The sequence below is a fragment of the Zunongwangia atlantica 22II14-10F7 genome, assembly GCF_002094855.1.
Lineage (GTDB): Bacteria > Bacteroidota > Bacteroidia > Flavobacteriales > Flavobacteriaceae > Zunongwangia > Zunongwangia atlantica.
Map to the genome: position 1 here is coordinate 1 of NZ_ARYN01000031.1, position 19,932 is coordinate 19,932.

Below are 19,932 nucleotides of genomic sequence, written 5' to 3' on the forward strand. Positions count from 1 at the left end.
GTTCACTATGGCCGGCTCATCCATGCAGTAACCACGCTAAATTTATTTGTGCGGGCGTGGCATTGTATTTTTCTGCAATTTCAGCAATTTTGTTTTCGTTTTTAGATAAAGAATTTTGCAAAGAAAAGAAAGGAATCATTGGAATATCATTTTCTACACAGATATCCATTACTTCTTGCATTCCCCTGATTTCTTGACCAAATACTGAAAAACTCGTTCGCTGTCCGTATCCAAATGCATTTTCAACACTTGCCACATTTCCCAAAGATAATGCTGTTGTTAATTCTTCTGGGGTAACATTACTAACACCTACGTGCATAATTTTTCCCTCTTTTTGCATGTCGAACATGGCATTTAACGATTCTTCAAAGGGTGTGGAAGTTCCGGGCATAACACGAAAATGTACTAATTGTATTTGGTCAATTTTTAAAGTCTTTAAATTATTGTCGATACTTGCCCGTAGATTTTCTGGCTTATCGAAAATACCCCAACTTTTATCGGCACCTCTGTTAGCACCTACTTTGGTACAAATAACTAAATCTTTCTTATAAGGATACAGGGCTTCTTTAATGAGTCGGTTGGTTACATCTTCTCCGTAATAATCCGCTGTATCCAGAAAGTTAATCCCGTTTTCAGAAGTTGCTTTTAATATCTGTAGTGCTTCTTCTCTGTTTTCTGGTTCGCCCCAAACTTGTTCACCAGGAAGACGCATTGTCCCATAACCCAATCGTTTTACTGTTAGAGGATTTGCTGTATTGGCACCAATGGTAATTGTTTTTTTAATATTCATTTTCTCTGTTTTTCAATTATGAAAACAAAGGTGCAGCAACTCTACTAAAAGTCTTTTGCCATTTGGCAAAAAAAGATTTATACTATATTTTTTCTGATCCTGCTCAAGGAAGATTGTGTAATGCCAAGATAGGAAGCGATATAAGAAAGTGGGACCCGATTGGTAAGGCTTGGGAATTTTTCTATAAATTTGAGATAACGTGTTGTGGCATCTTCAGAAACCAAGGAACTTCTCCTATCCATTTTCTTCATTAAAGCATGATGAAATATCTTATTTATAATAGTATCCCATTCTAAAATTGTATTGGAAAGTTGGCTCCACTGTTGTGGGTAAAATACTATCAATTTACAATCTGTAGCTGCCTGAATGTATTCTGTGAACGTTTCGTTTTGGTATGGATTTGCTACGAAGTTGTTTTCTTCTATAAAATACTTTGTTATTTCTTCGCCTTTGTTGTTGTAATAGCAAATACGCAGAACGCCTTCCAAAACAAAAGCTACCCGATTAAACGTTTTGCCTGCTTCTGCAAAATATTCGTCCTTATGAAGTTGGGTTTCCGTTGCATTTTTTGAAATCAGTTCAATTTGCTGCTTATTGAGGTTGCCAAATTGTAAAATATATTCTATGAGTTTTTCCATTTTACAAATTTAATAATCATGGTTAGTTATCTATTTGTCATTTGGCAAAATAAGAAATCAGATTAAGCATTTGGTAAAATGTTATCGCATTTGAAGGTGTGTTCTTTCCTGATGAGCCAAGGAATTATCTGTGAACAATGAGGTTCGAATCTTATCACCTCAACGATTTTAATAGGTTCGAACCGGTTAACAAAAAACAAATTCCATTTCAATTTTCCCATGAATTCCGGAAAATATGTGAAAATTTCAAATAAAAAGAGGTAAAAATATAGAATTAGTTGGATGTATAATACACAAAAGAGACATCAAATTGATGCCTCTTTTGTGATCTCGAAATGATTCGAACCGAGCTCGAATCGCCCTATTTATAAGGAGTCTATAGATATGAATTTATTATTCTAGATCGCGCCATTGAGCATACCTTTCCAATTACTTAAAAGAAAGTGTCTTTTCATTCATAGTTTGATCCTCTATGGATTTTTTCCGGATAAATTCTCGCACTGCTTTTCTAAAAACATTAGGCGCGAACAAGGCAATAAAATGTGGCGCACTATTAATCTCAATAAAGGAAATCGAGGGGTTTTCTTGTTTTAAAACCTTATAATGCTTTCTGGCTCCTTCAATATGGGTTTTAGGATCCAGGTTTCCATGTAGGATTAAAGTAGGTGGCATTTGCTTTGGAATTTTACCAAAATAATTATCTCTTTTATAGGTAGGCATTGTATTTTCCGCAATTAAATTAGGAAGGGGACTCTTGAATAATAGTTCTCGTGATTCCTGTGCTACATTAGCTTTAGTGATGTCGGGCCTTAGATTATTTTCTGATGCTGTAATGATTTGTGTAAGTGGAATAGAGTTTGGAGATGATTGATAGTTAGCTCCGTATTCCTGATAGAAAGATGTAATTTTAGCTATGGAATTTTGCAATGGTTTAAAATCCCCCTTATTAAGACTTTTAATGATTTCTGGTATTTTATTTCTGACATAAGGTATATCGAGCATCATTCCAAAAAGAATCGTTAGATCCTGTTTAGGTAATTGATTAGCAAATTCCTGATCCTTTTCAGCACGTTCTATAACATTTTTTAATTGTTCTCTTATAGAGATATGATTAGGAAATGTTTCATCAAATTTTTGAAGAAAACTCAAACCTACTTCATTTGTAATGAAAGAACGCCGACTCAAATCGTACTTTTCATCATCCTGAAGGGGTACGAGAGAATCTAAAATTACTGCATCCAAGTTAGTTGTCCCTAATTGTAATAGGCGTAATACTAATTGTGTGCCATAGGATACTCCGTATATATAGCGTTCGCCTTGACCGCTTAGTTCATTAATTAATAGGCTAAGATCTTTTGCCGCATTGGTGATAGTAAATGCCTTGGCGTAATTCGGATTACTATACATGTAATCGAAGCAGGGGCCCCATTCATCATTAGATAGTGCCATACCTCCGGGTGAATCTACAACTTCTTCTTTAGGACATATTTTACTAGAATAACCTGTGCCCCTATGATCTGGAATAAAAATATCCATATGAGGGAATAATTCTGAAAATTGATTGATAAGTGGATATAAAGTCGCACCAGATTCTCCTGGTCCTCCCGGTATTAGCCAAATTGAGCCTTTTCTTTTTCGTTTAGCAGGAAACTTTCTAACAAATAAATCTATTTTCTCCGTGTTGTCCGAGTCATAGTTTAGAGGGGCCTTTAAAAAAAAGCAGTCTGAAGATTTAAATTCAGGTATTCTTATGTTTTCAGGACACTTCCATGACTGAGCTTCTACTTGCCCAATAGAGTAAATAACGAGAATTGTTAAAAGGATGAATTTTTTCAAAATGATATATTTAATTATTAATTGATGAAAACTTTTTATAGACGTCTATATTCAAAGACGCAAATTTTCTAAAAAAGGTTGCTTCATCTAATGAGAGATTAGAACACATTAAAATTATTCGAATTTAATACTATTTAAATTGTTGCTATTGAAATAATGTAAATTCTCTTGAACTTTTAAGATTTTAATTAAAAGAACATAAAGGGATTATCTTGGTTATCTAATTTTTAGATACTATCTATTGAATTGGAAATAAGTGTTTTAGTTGCATCAAAATTGTAGAATATAGAATGATTTTTTTATCGCTAAATAAGCTTTTTATAGAGATGAAGGATATTTGATGCGTTTTAGATATCCTTATTTTTTGAATTGTTTTTTCGAAAAATGAGAGGGGAAATTAAGATTTTTTTTTCTCTTCTTCATAAATTTCTCGCGGACTTGCTGAATCCTGAACTTAAGGGTGTTTAGGTCTACAGCTACAGCTCCTATAATAAATAAGAAAAATAAAAGAAAAGTCATGATATAAAAATCGCTAATTTCTAACGCTTGCATATGGAACTCCTATTATAATTATTGAAATGTGATTTTGTTGTAATTAGTTTTTTTAGTTATCCTAAAAACTGACTACAACAATAATTACATAATTATCTTTACGATTTAGGGAAAGCGAAACAGACAGAATTTTATAATCTACCTGTAGATGAGCGAGCATTTCCTCCTTGATGAGATTATCGATAATGAAAGGATTTTCAAAATCAATTGGCTTTTTAATTTCGAGATTGAAGATTTTGGAATTCATAGTTATTAATGGGTTAAATTAAGGTAGATTTGATGCCTATTAATTATCATAAGCTGTGCCAGATAATCTTCAAATAGATATATTGCTATCGGAAAATTTTTAAAAACATGGAGGAATTTTTTCCTCCATGTTAATTCATCAAGCATAGGCATGGGATACTTAGATCACTATAGCGACCTGGATCGCATAACACCTCTGGATATTAGGTGATTTTTAAATAGATACCTAATATGTTTTTTCTTGAAGTAGTTTATTTAGGAATGCCTATTCAATGCTTAATTTACTGATGGCCGTTATTGTTCCTCCTTCTATTTCTACACCCTGGGTAGCGGAAGCATTATCAACATCTATTTGATAAATATAACTACCTGCATCTGTTGTTACTCCAACATGAACAACTCCATCTTCCACATAATTATTCTGACTAGTAATGGAAGTAATTGCATCTTCGTTAGGCAATCCTTCAACCCAAACGAAACTTTGATCGTAAACGTTAACAATAGCAAGTCTATTTCCGGTCGTATATGCTCCCTTTGAAGCTGTAGGATCCATATTTAAAACAAAGACTCCATCTCCAACATAGGTTTGTTCGGTCATATAATAACCATTAGAGGCTTCCTCAAGATTAAAGAAATAGGAATCATCAAATTCTTCTTCACCTGCATTGATTTTTGTAATTGCAGAAGGTTTTGTCGAACTTGCCTCTCCATTTGTAGTAGCCACAGCAGAAGAAAAAGCATAAATATCACCATTTTCAACAACTCCTAAACCACTGGTGAAATAACGGCCGATATAACTTGTTCGATCATCTTCAATAATGCTTTGTAATTCCATTTCAGGGTAGGAGTAAACGGCAATCCATGCCTGATCTGGATAATCTGTTCCAAAGGTATCATTGCAACATGCCTTTACACTCATAAATGGTGCATAGACCTGATCGCCAACTTGTGTCATCCACGTGAAAAATGCCAGTTCATCATTGTCAATAATGTCTTGTGTATTTATTTGTCCTTCATCAACTATTTGTGAAGACTCCGTATCAAGACGGTACCAACTTGCGATTGGATTGGTGCTATTTCTTGAAATTTTAGTCATAAGGATTTCATCGTCGACATTCGTAAAGGATTGAACCGTCTCCGCCTGAAAATCTGAAATCATGTCAAGACCTCCGTTGGCGTTTAACTGATAGGTGGTTACAGCACCTGGATTGCCCTGGCCATATAATAAACTAAAAAATTTGTTATTGTTGGAAATGTAATAGCGATAGGTTCCATCCTGTTCAACTCCATTTCCTATTAAGCTTACGGATCCTGAATTAAGACTTTCAATACTTAGGAGATAATCTGCAACGCCTTCTAAAGCATTTGGTGTGGCCGCTACGACGTACCTAGATTCTTGCTCTGAAGGTTCTTCAGAATTATCATCATCTCCCTGTTCTGGATTTAATGGTGAATCATCATCGCTACAGCTAAAAATTGCTACAGAGATTAACAGCATAAGAAAGTAACTTTTTATTCTTTTCATTGTTTAGGTATTAATTTAAAATTTATTAAAATGTATATCTTACTTTACCGGTAAAACTCCTTCCCGGTTTTTGTAAGCTAAAATTGTCATAAAGGTTTTTATCAAGAATATTCCTGATTTCTAAAGTAAAACTGAAGTCATTCATAGTATACGTAGCCGTGAGATCATGAGACAATTGTTCAGGAATTCCATATTTAGTATCGCCACTACCCAAAGAAGGCCAGTAACGATAGAAGGCATGTACATATAAAAGATTGTAACCTACGCTTAATTGATTTCCGGTCTGTATAACATCCTTAAAATTGTAAGTTAGGTTTCCATTACCATAGAAATAGGGCATATTGGGAATACGATCACGATAAACAAGACTTTCTGTTCCTCCGACGTATTTTGTATTATTTCTTAAGTTTTCATAGGTTAGGTTTATTCCGGCTAGCAAGTTTCTATGGGTATAATTGATTTGTAATTCACCTCCAAAGTTGGTCACATTCTGAAGGTTTTCCATTGTTTGAAGTACCTGATTAGTATTTAATCGTGGTCGAATAAAGTCTTTGGCATCTCTATATAATAGTGTACCATCAATATAAAAATGATGATCATGTTGTAATTGTAAAGAATAGGCTATCCCCAGGTTATAGTTATGACTACTCTCTGGTTTTAAATTTGTATTCCCTTCAAGCGTAAGGTTTCCGTCTCCAAATAACTCATTCCCGGTGGGTAAACGATAACTTTTTTCATAAGAAGCCTTCACCTGCCATTTATCGTTTATAAAATATGTTCCGGCAATTCCCCAGCCAAAATTATTTATCCGGTTATTTCGTTCGATCTCCTGTAAATCATCATTATCTGAGTCTCTGTAGGATTGAATGAAATTATTAACCTGATTATAATTTTTTGCAAAAATAGTGGCACTCCAATCATTTTGCTCCATTTGATATCCAAGTCCTAATACATTTTTAAAAGATTTACGAGGTGGGTTATAATCATTCTCCGATGGATTAAGTAAATTTTCTTGCTTTCTGTCAAAACTTGAGAAGACATTGCTTATGGATACTTTTTGATATTGGTTTATTTTATAATTAAAGGAAGCGTTTATTAGTCCGTTATTATTTTGAAATTTAGAATGTGTATAGGACTGTTCTCCTCCTACATTTCCATTTCCCAGTTCTTTATAATTACCATACCAATCATACCTTCGATTTACTGTATCAATAACCTGTTCTTTCCCGAAATTGTAATTGGCATTTATGGAAGCCTCAAGACCACTTATAAAAAGATCCTTTTTTTGATATTTTAAGCTCGGCATGATAATCGTACTTCTTGAATGTCTTTGCCCAAAAACTCGTACCAATCTTTGTGCAGTTTGAATTTCATTATATACTTGGCCTAGTGTAACACCAAAAAGTAGACGATCTGCATAAGATTTGTTAATAACGCCGATATTGCCAATAAAGGTCTCATTATGATATTGATTATGAAACCGACGAACTTCCTCATCTCTGGTGTATGCACCAGTATTTACATCAGCCACATCTACATTTACTTTATAGTCATTATCTGAATAGTTTTGGAAGGCATTAATGTTTACAACAACATCATTTTTAAAAACTTTGGTCATATCAACATTGGTACGATGAGTATTAAACGAACCATAAGAATAAGAGAGGTCCAGGCGATCTTTTTCATAGGTGTTGGTCACTATGTTAATTGCGCCTCCAAGAGCATCTGCTCCAAGTCCAACTGGAACTACACCTTTGTAGATCTCAATGCGTTTAGCAATGTTTATGGGAATATTATTGAGTTGAAACGCATTTCCGAAATTATCCATCGGTATTCCATCCATAAATATTTTGACCTGATTTCCTCGGAAACCATTCATAGATAGGTTCATTCGTGAACCTACACCGCCGCTTTCTCGCATTCGAATTCCTGAAACCCTGTCCAGAGCATGAGCTACATCAAGACTAGTGTTTTTGAGTTTGCTGGCATCAATAACATCGACATTATAGGCTAAGGCTTCTATTTCTTGAATTTCATTTTTTCCAAGCAACATAACTTCGCTCAAATTATAGCCCATTTCTAAAATAATATCATGTTGGTATTTATTACCTTTTTGTAAAATGATGCTTTCTGAGTGAGTTTTATATCCAATAAAACTTACATGGATTTGCTGGGGGCCGGTAAGCTTGGTTTTTAAATTATAAATTCCGTTTTGGTCAGTAATTACGCCATTTATTGTACCGGCAATTGAAATGCTAGCGCCCTCAATGGGTACACCATTTTCATCCTTTACTGTACCGTGAATTTTTATAGATTGATTTTCTTGCGCTATAGCCGGGATTGTACAAATAACAAAGATCGTAAGTAGAAGAGAATTGAAGTATTTGAAATACATTTTATGTTTATTAAGACTAATTATAAATAAAAAACTAAAGAAATCTAATGATTTCCGATTTTTTTAATGATTAGGATATGATTTTAACGGGTGCCGTAGAGCGTTTCTTCATTTTTATAAGCACTGCGAAACTTGTTAGACCGCAAAGCAACCAAAATAGATCGATTACAAGTAGTTGATCATAGCCTCTACTGGCGGCAATCCATAACCAATTACCAGTGATAATTCCGTTACTTATGGGAACTAAAATACTTAAAACGCCGCCAGATAAAAGACAGATCTTATTCGTAAAATAGTTGTTTCTTCTAAATAGAAAAAAGAGTACCAGTGCCAGCCAGCTATAAAAGAAGAGAGGGTAAAGTAGCTCTCGACCTCCGATTTGATGGGTTAGTTTCATCACCACGAAGCTCAATGCCGTTACAGGAAACAGGGATAAGCAAGTTGCAGTATATACCTGTACCAGCCAGAAATTAAATTTTCTTTTATAATTCGAAACTGTTTTTTTATTTCGTGCAACCAACCAAATATGAACTCCTGATAGAATCACAAAGCAGGTAATAAAGCCTAAAATAAGATAAATAAGTTTTAGTCCATAGCCTCCAAAATCTCCATAATGAAGCCTTCTCAATATATTAAAAGCTCCTTGAGCATAGCCTACAGGTTGATCTATTGATTTTTGTGCAATGATGGAATAATCTTCCCCTAAGTAAGTTATATAGGCCACTCCTCCCAAAGAATGATTGAAACCAGGTGTTCCACTTATGGTTACGTACATTCCTTTATCCTGATAATTACTAATTTCAAGCTGATCTATAATTAGATCAGGCCATTGCGCTAAGGTCTTAGTAATCATTTCATTAATAGATACTTCTTTCTGCAATTTATCTCCTTGAAATTTGTTAGGCATAGAAGGAGTAAAATCAAGTGCTTCCTGAATTTTTTCAGGTTGATGATCGAATACATATTCCTGCACCGGAGGGAGCATAACGGTATAGCCTATTATAAGGTAGCATCCGGTTACGGCGAACATGAATTGATAAGGAAGCCCAATCATCCCTAAAGCAACATGTGCATCTGTCCATATTGTTTTCCATTTTGCTTTTGGACGAAATACGTAAAAACTGGAAATAATTTTTTTCCAATGCACTATAACTCCGGTAATGACAGCAAAAAGAAAAAAGAAAGCCACCAATCCAGCCAGAAAATATCCCGAGGTTCTAAAGAAGTTAAGCTGAGCAAAGAAATGTAAGCGGTAAAAGAATTCTCCTAAAGAATAATTCTCCATATAATCTTTCTTATCGTAAGATTCCATATCCATGTAGAAGTAATTTCCACGTCTTCCTGATGATTTATCGACTATACTGCTGTCTTTTGAAGCCGTAAATGAAGTTGTTACTCGTCGTTCGAAATAACGATGGGAAAAGGTGATATCTCTTCCATATAGTTCATGATCATAGGCCATGGTATCGAGGGCTTTATCAAAATCTATGGTATTGAAATAGTTTTTTTCAATGGGTTGATTTAGTTGCCAGGCATTAATTTCATCTCGTAAAAATGAAATCGATCCAGTAAAGAAAATAACATATAATAGGGCACTTATGATAATTCCACTGATCGTATGGGTGTGGAAAAATATATTGTATAAACGTTGAGACATATAGAGGTGTTAGGGGGTAATGATGAAAAGGACGGCTAATATTATGCTTGAGGTCAGATATATAGCTAATGTTATCCACCCATTTTTGGGAATGAAAGCAAAAATCATTAGGCTCGCCCAAAGCATAAATCCTATAAATTGTAAACTGATAAGCGCAGAGGAATCATCCTCTATCCACTTGATGAAAATCATGAAGAGTAACTCCGTAATTATATAGCCTCCTACAAAACCTGTAGCTATCTTTAGTAGACGATGTAATGGAGAAGTTGTAAGATGTTTTTTATTCGCAGGCATGCTAGAAAATTAAAAATTCTATAATGAAGGATAATACTACTAAAGTAATCAGTACAGTCCACTTGAAAAATTGAAGAGGAGCTGTTAAAACTACTAGACTCAATATGCTCATGAGCATTACAAATGCAGCAAAAAATCCACTTCCCATACCTTGGTCTACTATGGATATAGACAGTGATATTAATATCAATAAGGCTCCTATTGTTCTTGCCTTTTTATGATTAATGGAAATCCAATAAGTGATTTTATTGGTATTTGTTATCATTGCTCTTTGCGAAGTATGATAACAGCATAATACTCCTAATAGCATAACTGATATGGTTAGCGTGATCATTTAATGCTTGGTTTTCTATTTCTGGAAAACAAATATATTAATTTAGATTTAATAAAAATAAGGTCATTTTAGGAATTTTTTATTTCTCTTACAAGTGTCTTTTTAGTCGTTTGAAATAGAGGGGGTAGCATACAATAATTTTTATGGCAAGTATAATAAAATGGCTTTTAGCCTAAACTATCAAAAGCTGTAATGCGTAAAAGAACTCTAGCGAAACTTTAGGTAAAATAATTTTGCAGCTAACACAAGTAAGGCTAAATTAGCTTATAAATCGATTTAGCTTTAAATTTTAATGATGAAAAATTATTTATTCTTCTGTCTTCTAATAGTCTCGTGTTTCTGTTATGGACAATATAGCGTAGATCAATTCTCTGAGAACCCTGTAGATTTTGTTCGACCATTAATGGGAACAGATTCCAATTTTGAGTTGTCGACTGGAAATGTTTATCCTGCCATAGCCGTACCTTGGGGGATGAATTTTTGGACTCCGCAAACCGGTGAGATGGGTAGTGGTTGGACCTATACCTATAATTCGAGAAAAATTAAAGGGTTTAAACAGACACACCAACCATCCCCATGGATGAATGATTATGGACAGTTTTCAATTATGCCGGTGTCTGATAGTCTTCGATTTACGGAGAAGCAAAGGGAGAGCTGGTTTTCCCATAAATCAGAAGTTGTAACACCATACTACTATAAGGTTTTTCTTGCTGATCATAATATAACAACGGAAATAGCACCTACAGAAAGAGCAGCAGTCTTCAGAGTTCAGTATCACCACACTGATAATGCTTATCTGGTTTTAGATGCTTTTGATAAAGGTTCTTTTGTAAAAGTACTTCCAAAAGAACATAAGATTGTAGGTTATACCACTAAAAATAGTGGAGGAGTGCCTGGGAATTTTAAAAATTATTTTGTTTTAAAGTTTGATAAAGATATTGACCTTGCTAAAACATTTGAAGGAGATAAGCTTTTGGATCAACTTAGTTTGGAGTCCGATCATTCTGGTGCGGGTATAAAATTTGCAACTGAAGTTAAAAACACCTCCGTAGAGATAAAAGTGGCTTCATCATTTATCAGTATCGAGCAGGCTGAACAAAATTTAAATGAAGTAGCGCCATATTCATTTGATGAAATTAAGAAGAAGGCAAAGGAGAAATGGAATTCAACCCTTGGGAAAATACAGGTTTCTGGAGGCAGCCTACCACAAATGGAAACGTTTTACTCCTGTCTGTATCGAAGCTTATTATTTCCTCGAATGTTTTATGAATATGATGCTACAGGGAAGGCAATTCATTACAGTCCATATAATGGTAACATAGAAGAAGGATATATGTTCACAGACACTGGTTTTTGGGATACTTTTAGAGCATTATTTCCTCTAATGAACCTTGTTTATTCTGACATGGCTTATAAAATGCAGGAAGGTCTTGTGAATACTTATAAAGAGTCAGGATGGTTACCGGAATGGGCCAGTCCGGGATTCCGAAATATTATGATTGGAAATAATTCAGCTTCCGTAGTAGCTGATGGATTTCAAAAGCTTGGAGACGATTATAGTTACAATATAGAATTACTTTTCGAAGCTTTATTAAAAGGCGCAAATAATACAGGCCCTATTTCAGCAGTGGGTAGGGAAGGGATATCATATTATCAACAATATGGATATATTCCTTTTGATGTGGGAATTAACCAAAACGCTTCCAGAACTCTTGAATACGCCTATGATGATTTTACAATTTATCAGCTAGCAAAGGCATTGAACAAGTCCGATAGTATAGTTGAATTTTACAAGAAACGTAGTTTAAATTATCAGCATCTTTTTGACCCGGAGACAAAGTTTATGCGGCCGAAATTAGCTTCTGGTGAATTTATAGATGATTTTAATCCTATTGATTGGGGACGTGGATTTACAGAAGGAAATAGTATGCATTATTCCTGGTCTGTATTTCATGATATCGATGGTCTTATTGGTTTAATGGGAGGAAAAAAAGCTTTTATTAAGCAATTGGACACTATATTTAATGCTCCTTCAACTATTTTGCCTCGCAAAAATGGGCGTGGAATAATTCATGAGATGCGCGAGATGCAAGTGGCCAATATGGGACAATATGCACATGGTAATCAACCAGCACAACATATTATATATTTATATAATTATGCAGGGCAGCCCTGGAAAAGCCAATATTGGGTTAGGGAGACCTTAAATAGGATGTATAAACCAACACCAGATGGTTATTGTGGTGATGAAGATAACGGACAAACCTCTGCCTGGTATGTATTCTCTGCTATGGGCTTTTACCCGGTTTGTCCCGGTGTCGATCAGTATGTTTTGGGAGCGCCACTTTTTAAAGAAATTAAAATTCATACCGACTTTGGAACAAACATAAATATTTCTGCTTCTAAAAATAGCGATGAAAATATCTATATAGATAAGCTTCAACTTAATGGCAAAGTTTCAAGTAGAAACTATCTTGACTTTAATACCCTGAAAGATGGAGCAAGTATTAAAATTGATATGAGTAGTACACCTAATAAAAAAAGAGGAACTTCCGAAAAGGATACTCCTTATTCTCTTTCTAAAACCAATTAAATATTATGAAAAGAATAATTATAATTTTCGCATTACTTTTTAATTTATCAAATTATGCACAGGAACTGCGAGTTGGTAGTTTTAATCTCCGCTATGATAATCCTGCAGATTCTTTAAATAATTGGAATTATAGGAAAGAAATAGTGGCAGGGCTTATTCGCTTTCATGATTTTGATATTCTAGGTACTCAGGAAGGTTTGTCACATATGCTAAAGAATCTTGATGGGAATTTACCTGGTTATTCAAGAATTGGTGTAGGACGTGATGACGGAAAACAAGCCGGTGAACATTCTGCTATTTTTTATAAAAAAGAATTATTTAAAATACTTGATCATGGTGATTTCTGGCTTTCGGAACATCCTGAGAAACCGCTAAAAGGATGGGATGCTGTACTACCTAGAATTTGTACCTGGGGTAAGTTTAAAGAAAAAGCTTCTGGGAAAGTATTCTATTTTTTCAATACACATTTTGATCACGTTGGGGTAGAAGCACGCAAAGAGAGCGCTAAACTAATTTTAGAAAAGATTAAAGAAATTGCTTCCGGAGCGCCAACAATATTAACCGGTGATTTTAACGTAGATCAGCACAGTGATAGTTTTAAAGTTTTTGAACAATCTCCACTCATTACCGATGCCTATGACGTAGTTCCTCTGAAATATGGAGCTGAGGGAACGTATAATGGTTTTAATACTAATGCAAATTCAGACAAAAGAATAGATCATATATTTATCACGAAAAATGTACATGCTTTAAAACATGGCATTTTAACAGATATCTATCATCTTGAAGCAGATCGAGTGAAAGGTATTATTGATAAAGGTGATTTTCCCAAAGAAATTAGTTTGAAAATACAACAGGCAAGATTGCCATCAGACCATTATCCATTATTGGCTGTGATCAGAATAGAATAAAAGAGACTGATTTAAGAATAGTATTTGAACTTTATGTAATTTAATGAATTTGTATAGGATTGATGTAGTACCATCCCGGATGGAACATTAACTATATTTCTTTTTATCATCCGTAATAGGTTGGATTCAAACCAATATTATATTACCATTTAAGCGTAAAAGCATAAAACGTAAAAAAACAATCAATCGATCATGGGGAAGTGGAGATTTTTAAATTGGTCTTTGTATGCTATTTTTATGGGGTTAATGTATACAGCTTAATGACTAAATATCAGGTCACCTTTTGGGCCATTATCTATATTAGTTTTAGCTGGTTAGTATTCCTTCTTTTGAGTTGGTACATATTTCATTTTCGACTTAAAAGTGCTGTATTAAAAATGAAATAGATCTGTAGCTCATAAAGCTTCATTTAGTAAGTATTAGATTTAGCTCAGGATACCAAATATCAATTTCTATGGCACAGAAATTTTAAAATGATCATAGATAATTTCGTTTTAAGTCATATGAAATTAAACAGGTATTTTTGTAATGTAATTTTTATTCTTTATTTTTATTATCCATATCATGCAATTTTATGGAAATGAATAGGGGTGTATTCTCGCAACAATGGCACCCCTATTTGATTTTATTCTATTAAGTAATATGATTAAGAATGTGAATATCAAATAGGGGATTTTTAGTCTTAACCTATATGATATACGTTATGAAGGAATGAATTTCAGTATTACAAGTAAATTAAAAAGGTTTTACTTTGTCGATTATATAACTTATTGTCACTTGATTTTGTATTGCTCATAATTTCTTTGCCTAATTTTCTATAAAAATTAAAAGACTTTGGATGACTACTACTAACGAAAATTTTAGAGTAGTCTTTTTCTTGGTAATATGGGAATATAATCGATTTAAGCCAGTAGCTTCCGAGTCCGGCGCCTTTTTCTACAATATGAAAATATTTAAGCAGTAAGGTGTTATCTGTTTCTTTATCATATTGAATACCTAGATTTTCAATTTTGCCTCCAACAATAGTTAAAACCCCAATAATCTTGTTATCTCTTTGTATTGTGTGTATATCAAACCAAACGTCCTTTTCGTTTTTTATATTATTAATGTAGTTAATAGCATGATAAAGTTCATTGTAGTCATCCCAGTCATTTTCTAATTTCCATGATATATAGTAACTTATAGGTAAAAAAAGTTGACTCTTAAAAGATTTGTGCAGGTAGAATTTTAAATTATTATTCCTTCCGATGATATTCATGATCGTTTTTTGAGTAGGTTATGCTATAAATTGAAGATAAATTCAGAAGTGTTATTGGATAGCACTAAAATCTGAATTTTCACAGGTAATTCCTTCAATAGATATTTCTTCAAATTTTTCTAGACTTTCATTAGCATTCCATGCCTTTACAATTTGTTCGAAATTAGCAGGATGCGCATTATTGATTGTATCCACAAGTACTGCTATTTGACCGTCAAATTTTCCGTCTTTTGAGCAATAAGCAAAGGATAAAAATTGCGTTTTTTTTATATTCCTCAATCTTAATGCATCTAAAATCTCATATTCTTTTTCATAAAAGTCATTGGTTTTTATTTCTGTATAAAGTAATAGAATTTCATTTTCCTTTATTACTTCCTGAAATCCATATCTATATTCCTATTCAGTATAAACATTGATTACCGTACCCCTAGTAGGCTTGTATCCGGACAAAGCTTCAATATCGGATATGTGAGAATATTTCTTATGTATGATATTCTGAAACTCACTTTGATCATTTTTAGATATAATTTCTATTTGTGCTGTGTTTTCTGAATTTTGCTGCTGTCTACAACTCATTATCGAGAAAATGGCAATAAGAATAATTAACCTGTTCCGCATTGCGTTGAATTTAGTTTTAATTTATTATAGTAAAATTTGTACCATAATAAAAGCACTTGTATATTTTTATTTTAGATAAAGACACAACTGAATCTTCCGGATTACGAGTGCTCTTATAGTATTTTATTTTTATAAAAAAACAGGAACAAATTCAAGTTGCTATCCTAGAAATGTTTTGTATTTAATATTAGGATTTAGTTCATCACTTTCCAAGCCTTCAAGATTTTATATAGGTTTTGAATATTTCAGTATTCTTTTGAAAATTTACATGTTTTTTGAAAATTATCGTGCTCTCGTTTTTTGTAGTTTTCAATATGGGAAAGGTTTTTTAATGTTTTAGTTGTTGATTATAAATAGATTATGGATTTTATAGCTGTGATTCAAATCCTGCATAATTTTAAATATGATATGTAATTTGAAAATTCAAACTTCTGGCTGATTTTTAGAGCGAATAAATATTTGATCTATAGAATTTGTACTTTATTATTTCCTGCCAATTATCATAAGTAATAAGATGATTAACCTATTATATCGATAAAGTACTGAAGCACTTTAAACTTGAGTTAAAAACGATGATATTTTCATTGCATAACAAGTAATATGCTACCTTATTTCATAAACAGCACCTATGAAGTTGCCAAAAGTGAATAATATATTACTGATTTCGGTTTTAATATTTGCGATTTTGGCATTCGTTTTTTATTTATTTCTGGACTATTCCATTCTGTCCTAGTACCGGAAAATTGAAAATCTTGACAAAGGAATTCTCTACAAAAGAGAGAAAAGAATAACATAATGTATTTCAAAATCTATAAGGAAAGTGTTGGTGTTTTTCGTTTTGAATTTGAAACGGTGCATGGTAGTTTTTTATTTAAAGGAATAGGAGCGTTCCGGTCAGTAGATCACTGTATGAAAGGAATTACTTACTTTAAAAGCCAGTCCATGTACGATAGCTTCTTTTCTCGTGAAACAGATTCTGGAGATAATCCTTATTTTTTACTGGTTGATCAGGCGGGTAAAAGATTAGGTATTAGTGATATTTATAGCAGTTTCACATTAATGGAACAGGATATAAACGATTTGAAAAATCAGATTTATGCTGCTCCAGTAGAAGTTATTCTTGAATAGTTGAACTTTTTTAAAGTTAGGGCTCTAGTCCTTACTAGAATCGTATAAATTGTAAATATTCCGATTAGAAAAGAAACAGGTTTTCATGTTTAGATATTAGAGTGACCAAAAGCGAAAAAAAAGAGCTAATAACCATAGCTAAGGAGATATTTTACCTAATCGCTTATGGAAGGTTTCTCCATTTTTACTATAATACTACCTGCACCTGTATTTCTTTCTTGATAGGCTTAAAGATAAAGTAGTAAAAGTCTTCCATGATTTTGAAGAACTCAAATTAAACATTAACACATGATGGATGATTTAATCGCCGAAATAAAAATGATTCGGACTATGAGGAATATAAGTTAGTTACTTTGTAGTTGGAATATATAAGCAAAATTATATCGGTTGCTTATCGGTAATGGCCTTGTTCGTAAATTTTAGATATTTAGTCTTTCGGGAGGATATAGTTTTTTTGCATTGATTTTTATTGAAGCAGAGCTTCAACCAAAAATCAACGCCCTGCTTTTTTAAAGTAGCTTATTGTAAGCAAATGATTAGATTAAGAAGGTTTTTTTAAATGCCTGAATATTATCGCTATATAATTTACAATTTCAAATATATTGTCCGAAAGTAAGTAAGTTGGAGTCGGGATCAAGTAGGGCAAATTCTTTCTGTCCCCAGGATTTTGTACTTAAAGCTCCGTTTGGATGAATAACTATGTTGTGATCAATAAAGGTTTGGTATAAGCGGTCAATATCGCTGACTCTTATATATACCTGTCCATAATTTTCCTTAGGATTAAGTTCCCTGAATTCAAAAAAATGAATTTCCAAATGCTCTTTTTGTACCATTAAATATCCTTCATAATCCCCAACTTCCTTAAAGCCTAATTTATTAATGTAGTAATCTTTTGTTACCCCTTTGTTACGCATTGGTAATTTGGGAATGATGGCTGTTAGCATATTTTAAGTCGTTACATTATGGATTATAACCGTGATATAGATAAATAGCACCATAAGACCAATGTGGGCCTTTCTGACCGGGATAATCTAACCTATCCATCATCAATGCTATATATTGGAATGGATATCCGTCTGGTAATTGTAGAACATTTGGCCAGACCCGTGTTCCTGATGTTTCATCCCAAGGAGCTAAATCCATTTTTAAATTTCCTACCTTTTTAAGATGGGGATAGGTGTAAATGAAAATTTCATGTTCTGAACTTCCTGAAAAACAATATCGTTGATTCCCTATTTTTTGAATAGATGTTCCTGTAGAATTATGTGACACAGGACCGGCTATTTGATGATATCCCTTATCCCAATTATCTGATTCTAACATAATGGCTTTATAGCCCTCGTTATTTTTACAAGCAAGAAGTCTCCATTTGTTTGTTTGTTCATCGAATATAATGTGAGGATCTTCAATATCCCCAATCATCCCAAATGGAACAGCTTTCATGATGGAAAAACCAAATCGCGGATCCTTTTTACTTTCAACGGCTAATAATTGTTTTTTTTCTTTTTCAGGATTAGCATAAGCACTAAAGCCTGTAGTGATTCCTCTCCAGGCATTTTTATTTCTGTCGTAAAAAATATGCGAAGCTATTTCATTACGCAATAAACCATCGTTACGATCAAATAAAATAACTCCTTCTAGTTTAATATCAAAAATTGTAGGGTTCATACTAAACACCCCCTGTAGATGATGTGGTAAGCCTCTGCCTCGTATAGACATTGTATACCATAACCTATCTTGATCCATATAGGGATCTCCATTTTCGTAAGTAATTGCTCTGATATCTGCTAGACCAATACCGGTACTGAATTCTATTTTTGCTTTTTTTATTTGTACTTCGGCTTTGTTTAGTCGCAAAAAAATATTTGTTTGAAAATTCTTTAAATAATGTTTTTTCCTTAAATCGATATAAGTATTAAAATCGACCTGACCGATTACTTTTGGGAGTCCCTTATTTTGTAAAAATACGGTAAGTCCGCTGCCCAGCATCTGAAGTATTATTTTCCCCTTTAATTTCTGTTCTTTTTCAATATTTATAGCAACTGATTTATCTACGATTATAGATTCATTATTATTAACTCTAAAATTTACTCCTGTTAAAAGGGTATCCTTAAAACCGACCTTAATGAAGAATTGTTCTTTGTGGGCAGCATCAGAAAACTCAAAACCTAACTCTCCATTACCACGAACAGAAGATAAATCAATCACATAGGTGGCAAAAGGATTAAATCCTCCCAGCCAAATACTAGTTTCGGTATTTTCTTCAGATTTAAAAACAAGATTATCATTTTCAAAATTTATATCTGCTTGAGATTTTAAATAATGCTTTGTAGGATGCATTACTGATAGACCAATTATATGATCAGGTTCAAGACTGGCTAGTTTTATTGATTGATTTTCATTGAAAATCATTCTCTGAGTTCCTTGTCTGACGAATTTTATTTGCTCCGGAGAAACCGTTTGCCCAAAAACTTTTGGATTCAATAAAAAAATAAGAATAAAATAGAAAGATGTGCTAATATAAGCTTTCATATCTACAATTGATAAAAAATTGAATTCGCATGTAAAATTCCTTCAAGAAAATCACAAATCTATTAATTAGTTAATACTAAATTAATTAAAACTTTTAATTTCTAATTTATGCATCGAATTCTAAAGGTAATCGGAATCAAACATTGGATTTGAAAAATATCATTTTGCAAAAAATACAGTAAGAAATTTTGTAGAGTATTTAAGAAAATACCTAAAAGAGATTGTGCAAAAATGCTTGGTCTGTGTATTCTGAATGTTTTAGCTATATATTTTATTCTTTTCTGCTAAACAAAATTATTCACAATTATAGTGAAGAATGATTGAATAATAATATCGTCTTGTAACAAAATGAATCATCTGTAATATTAGCATATAACCGTTTATATGTTGCCATTATTTGTTACTCTTCCTCAATTTTTAATTGTCGTTATTTTGATAGTTTCGAGGGAGGTGTATTTACTAGGTTTATAGTAGATATGCTTACCCAATTTATATTTCTTTGAACAAATTGATCCAATTTAATGGTATTCAAAAAATACTCTATTATATCCTTCAATTTCAATACTTTTATAACCCTAAATTATTCATTTTCTATACCAGTGATTGCAAAAAACGGTCATAGTAT

At 33.0% G+C, this 19,932-nt stretch carries 15 protein-coding genes; 3 read left to right on the forward strand and 12 right to left on the reverse strand.

The genetic code is table 11. From position 1 onward, the window contains the following. Nucleotides 1–16: 16 nt before the first annotated feature. The 7 genes from IIF7_RS19775 to IIF7_RS19810 form a co-directional block, all read right to left on the reverse strand. Nucleotides 17–790 carry an aldo/keto reductase gene (locus IIF7_RS19775; protein WP_084843418.1) on the reverse strand — a complete coding sequence of 258 codons (774 nt, stop codon included), beginning with the start codon at nt 788–790 and terminating at the stop codon, nt 17–19. Between the two features lie 77 nt (nt 791–867). Beyond that, complete coding sequence (locus IIF7_RS19780; protein ID WP_084843419.1) at nt 868–1,428, reverse strand: Crp/Fnr family transcriptional regulator; 561 nt, start codon at nt 1,426–1,428, stop codon at nt 868–870. Between the two features lie 429 nt (nt 1,429–1,857). Next, on the reverse strand, nt 1,858–3,264 hold the full coding sequence (locus IIF7_RS19785; protein WP_176219017.1) for an alpha/beta hydrolase: 1,407 nt from the start codon (nt 3,262–3,264) through the stop codon (nt 1,858–1,860). 613 nt (nt 3,265–3,877) lie between these two features. Next, complete coding sequence (locus IIF7_RS19795) at nt 3,878–4,063, reverse strand: hypothetical protein (RefSeq protein WP_084843422.1); 186 nt, start codon at nt 4,061–4,063, stop codon at nt 3,878–3,880. Nucleotides 4,064–4,327: 264 nt separating this feature from the next. Next, complete coding sequence (locus IIF7_RS19800) at nt 4,328–5,587, reverse strand: DUF4374 domain-containing protein (protein ID WP_084843423.1); 1,260 nt, start codon at nt 5,585–5,587, stop codon at nt 4,328–4,330. Between the two features lie 25 nt (nt 5,588–5,612). Beyond that, nucleotides 5,613–7,982: a TonB-dependent receptor gene (locus IIF7_RS19805; protein ID WP_084843424.1), complete on the reverse strand. Its 2,370-nt coding sequence runs from the start codon at nt 7,980–7,982 to the stop codon at nt 5,613–5,615. A gap of 70 nt (nt 7,983–8,052) precedes the next feature. Further along, the gene (locus IIF7_RS19810) at nt 8,053–9,639 is read right to left on the reverse strand and encodes a PepSY-associated TM helix domain-containing protein (RefSeq protein WP_084843425.1); all 1,587 of its coding nucleotides are present in this window, start codon (nt 9,637–9,639) and stop codon (nt 8,053–8,055) included. 920 nt (nt 9,640–10,559) lie between these two features. Between IIF7_RS19810 and IIF7_RS19825 the strand changes: the two genes are divergently transcribed. Then, nucleotides 10,560–12,860 (forward strand): GH92 family glycosyl hydrolase, encoded by a 2,301-nt coding sequence (locus IIF7_RS19825; protein ID WP_217806698.1) that lies wholly within the window; start codon nt 10,560–10,562, stop codon nt 12,858–12,860. Between the two features lie 5 nt (nt 12,861–12,865). Further along, complete coding sequence (locus IIF7_RS19830; protein WP_084843429.1) at nt 12,866–13,771, forward strand: endonuclease/exonuclease/phosphatase family protein; 906 nt, start codon at nt 12,866–12,868, stop codon at nt 13,769–13,771. Between the two features lie 724 nt (nt 13,772–14,495). On the opposite strand, the gene IIF7_RS19835 is transcribed toward IIF7_RS19830, so the two are convergent. From IIF7_RS19835 to IIF7_RS19845, 3 genes are all read right to left on the reverse strand, one after another. Further along, the gene (locus IIF7_RS19835; RefSeq protein WP_084843430.1) at nt 14,496–15,029 is read right to left on the reverse strand and encodes a hypothetical protein; all 534 of its coding nucleotides are present in this window, start codon (nt 15,027–15,029) and stop codon (nt 14,496–14,498) included. Nucleotides 15,030–15,080: 51 nt separating this feature from the next. Further along, nucleotides 15,081–15,224, reverse strand: a complete 144-nt coding sequence (locus IIF7_RS20925) for a hypothetical protein (protein ID WP_176219018.1) — start codon at nt 15,222–15,224, stop codon at nt 15,081–15,083. A 201-nt stretch (nt 15,225–15,425) separates the two neighbouring features. Then, nucleotides 15,426–15,647 (reverse strand): hypothetical protein, encoded by a 222-nt coding sequence (locus IIF7_RS19845; RefSeq protein WP_084843432.1) that lies wholly within the window; start codon nt 15,645–15,647, stop codon nt 15,426–15,428. Nucleotides 15,648–16,442: 795 nt separating this feature from the next. Here IIF7_RS19845 and IIF7_RS19850 point away from each other — a divergent pair. Next, nucleotides 16,443–16,775: a YegP family protein gene (locus tag IIF7_RS19850; protein ID WP_084843433.1), complete on the forward strand. Its 333-nt coding sequence runs from the start codon at nt 16,443–16,445 to the stop codon at nt 16,773–16,775. Nucleotides 16,776–17,368: 593 nt separating this feature from the next. On the opposite strand, the gene IIF7_RS19855 is transcribed toward IIF7_RS19850, so the two are convergent. Together IIF7_RS19855 and IIF7_RS19860 are read right to left on the reverse strand one after the other, a co-directional pair. Beyond that, the gene (locus IIF7_RS19855; protein WP_084843434.1) at nt 17,369–17,719 is read right to left on the reverse strand and encodes a bleomycin resistance protein; all 351 of its coding nucleotides are present in this window, start codon (nt 17,717–17,719) and stop codon (nt 17,369–17,371) included. A 16-nt stretch (nt 17,720–17,735) separates the two neighbouring features. Continuing rightward, nucleotides 17,736–19,307 carry a hypothetical protein gene (locus IIF7_RS19860; RefSeq protein ID WP_084843435.1) on the reverse strand — a complete coding sequence of 524 codons (1,572 nt, stop codon included), beginning with the start codon at nt 19,305–19,307 and terminating at the stop codon, nt 17,736–17,738. Between the last annotated feature and the right edge of the window lie 625 nt (nt 19,308–19,932).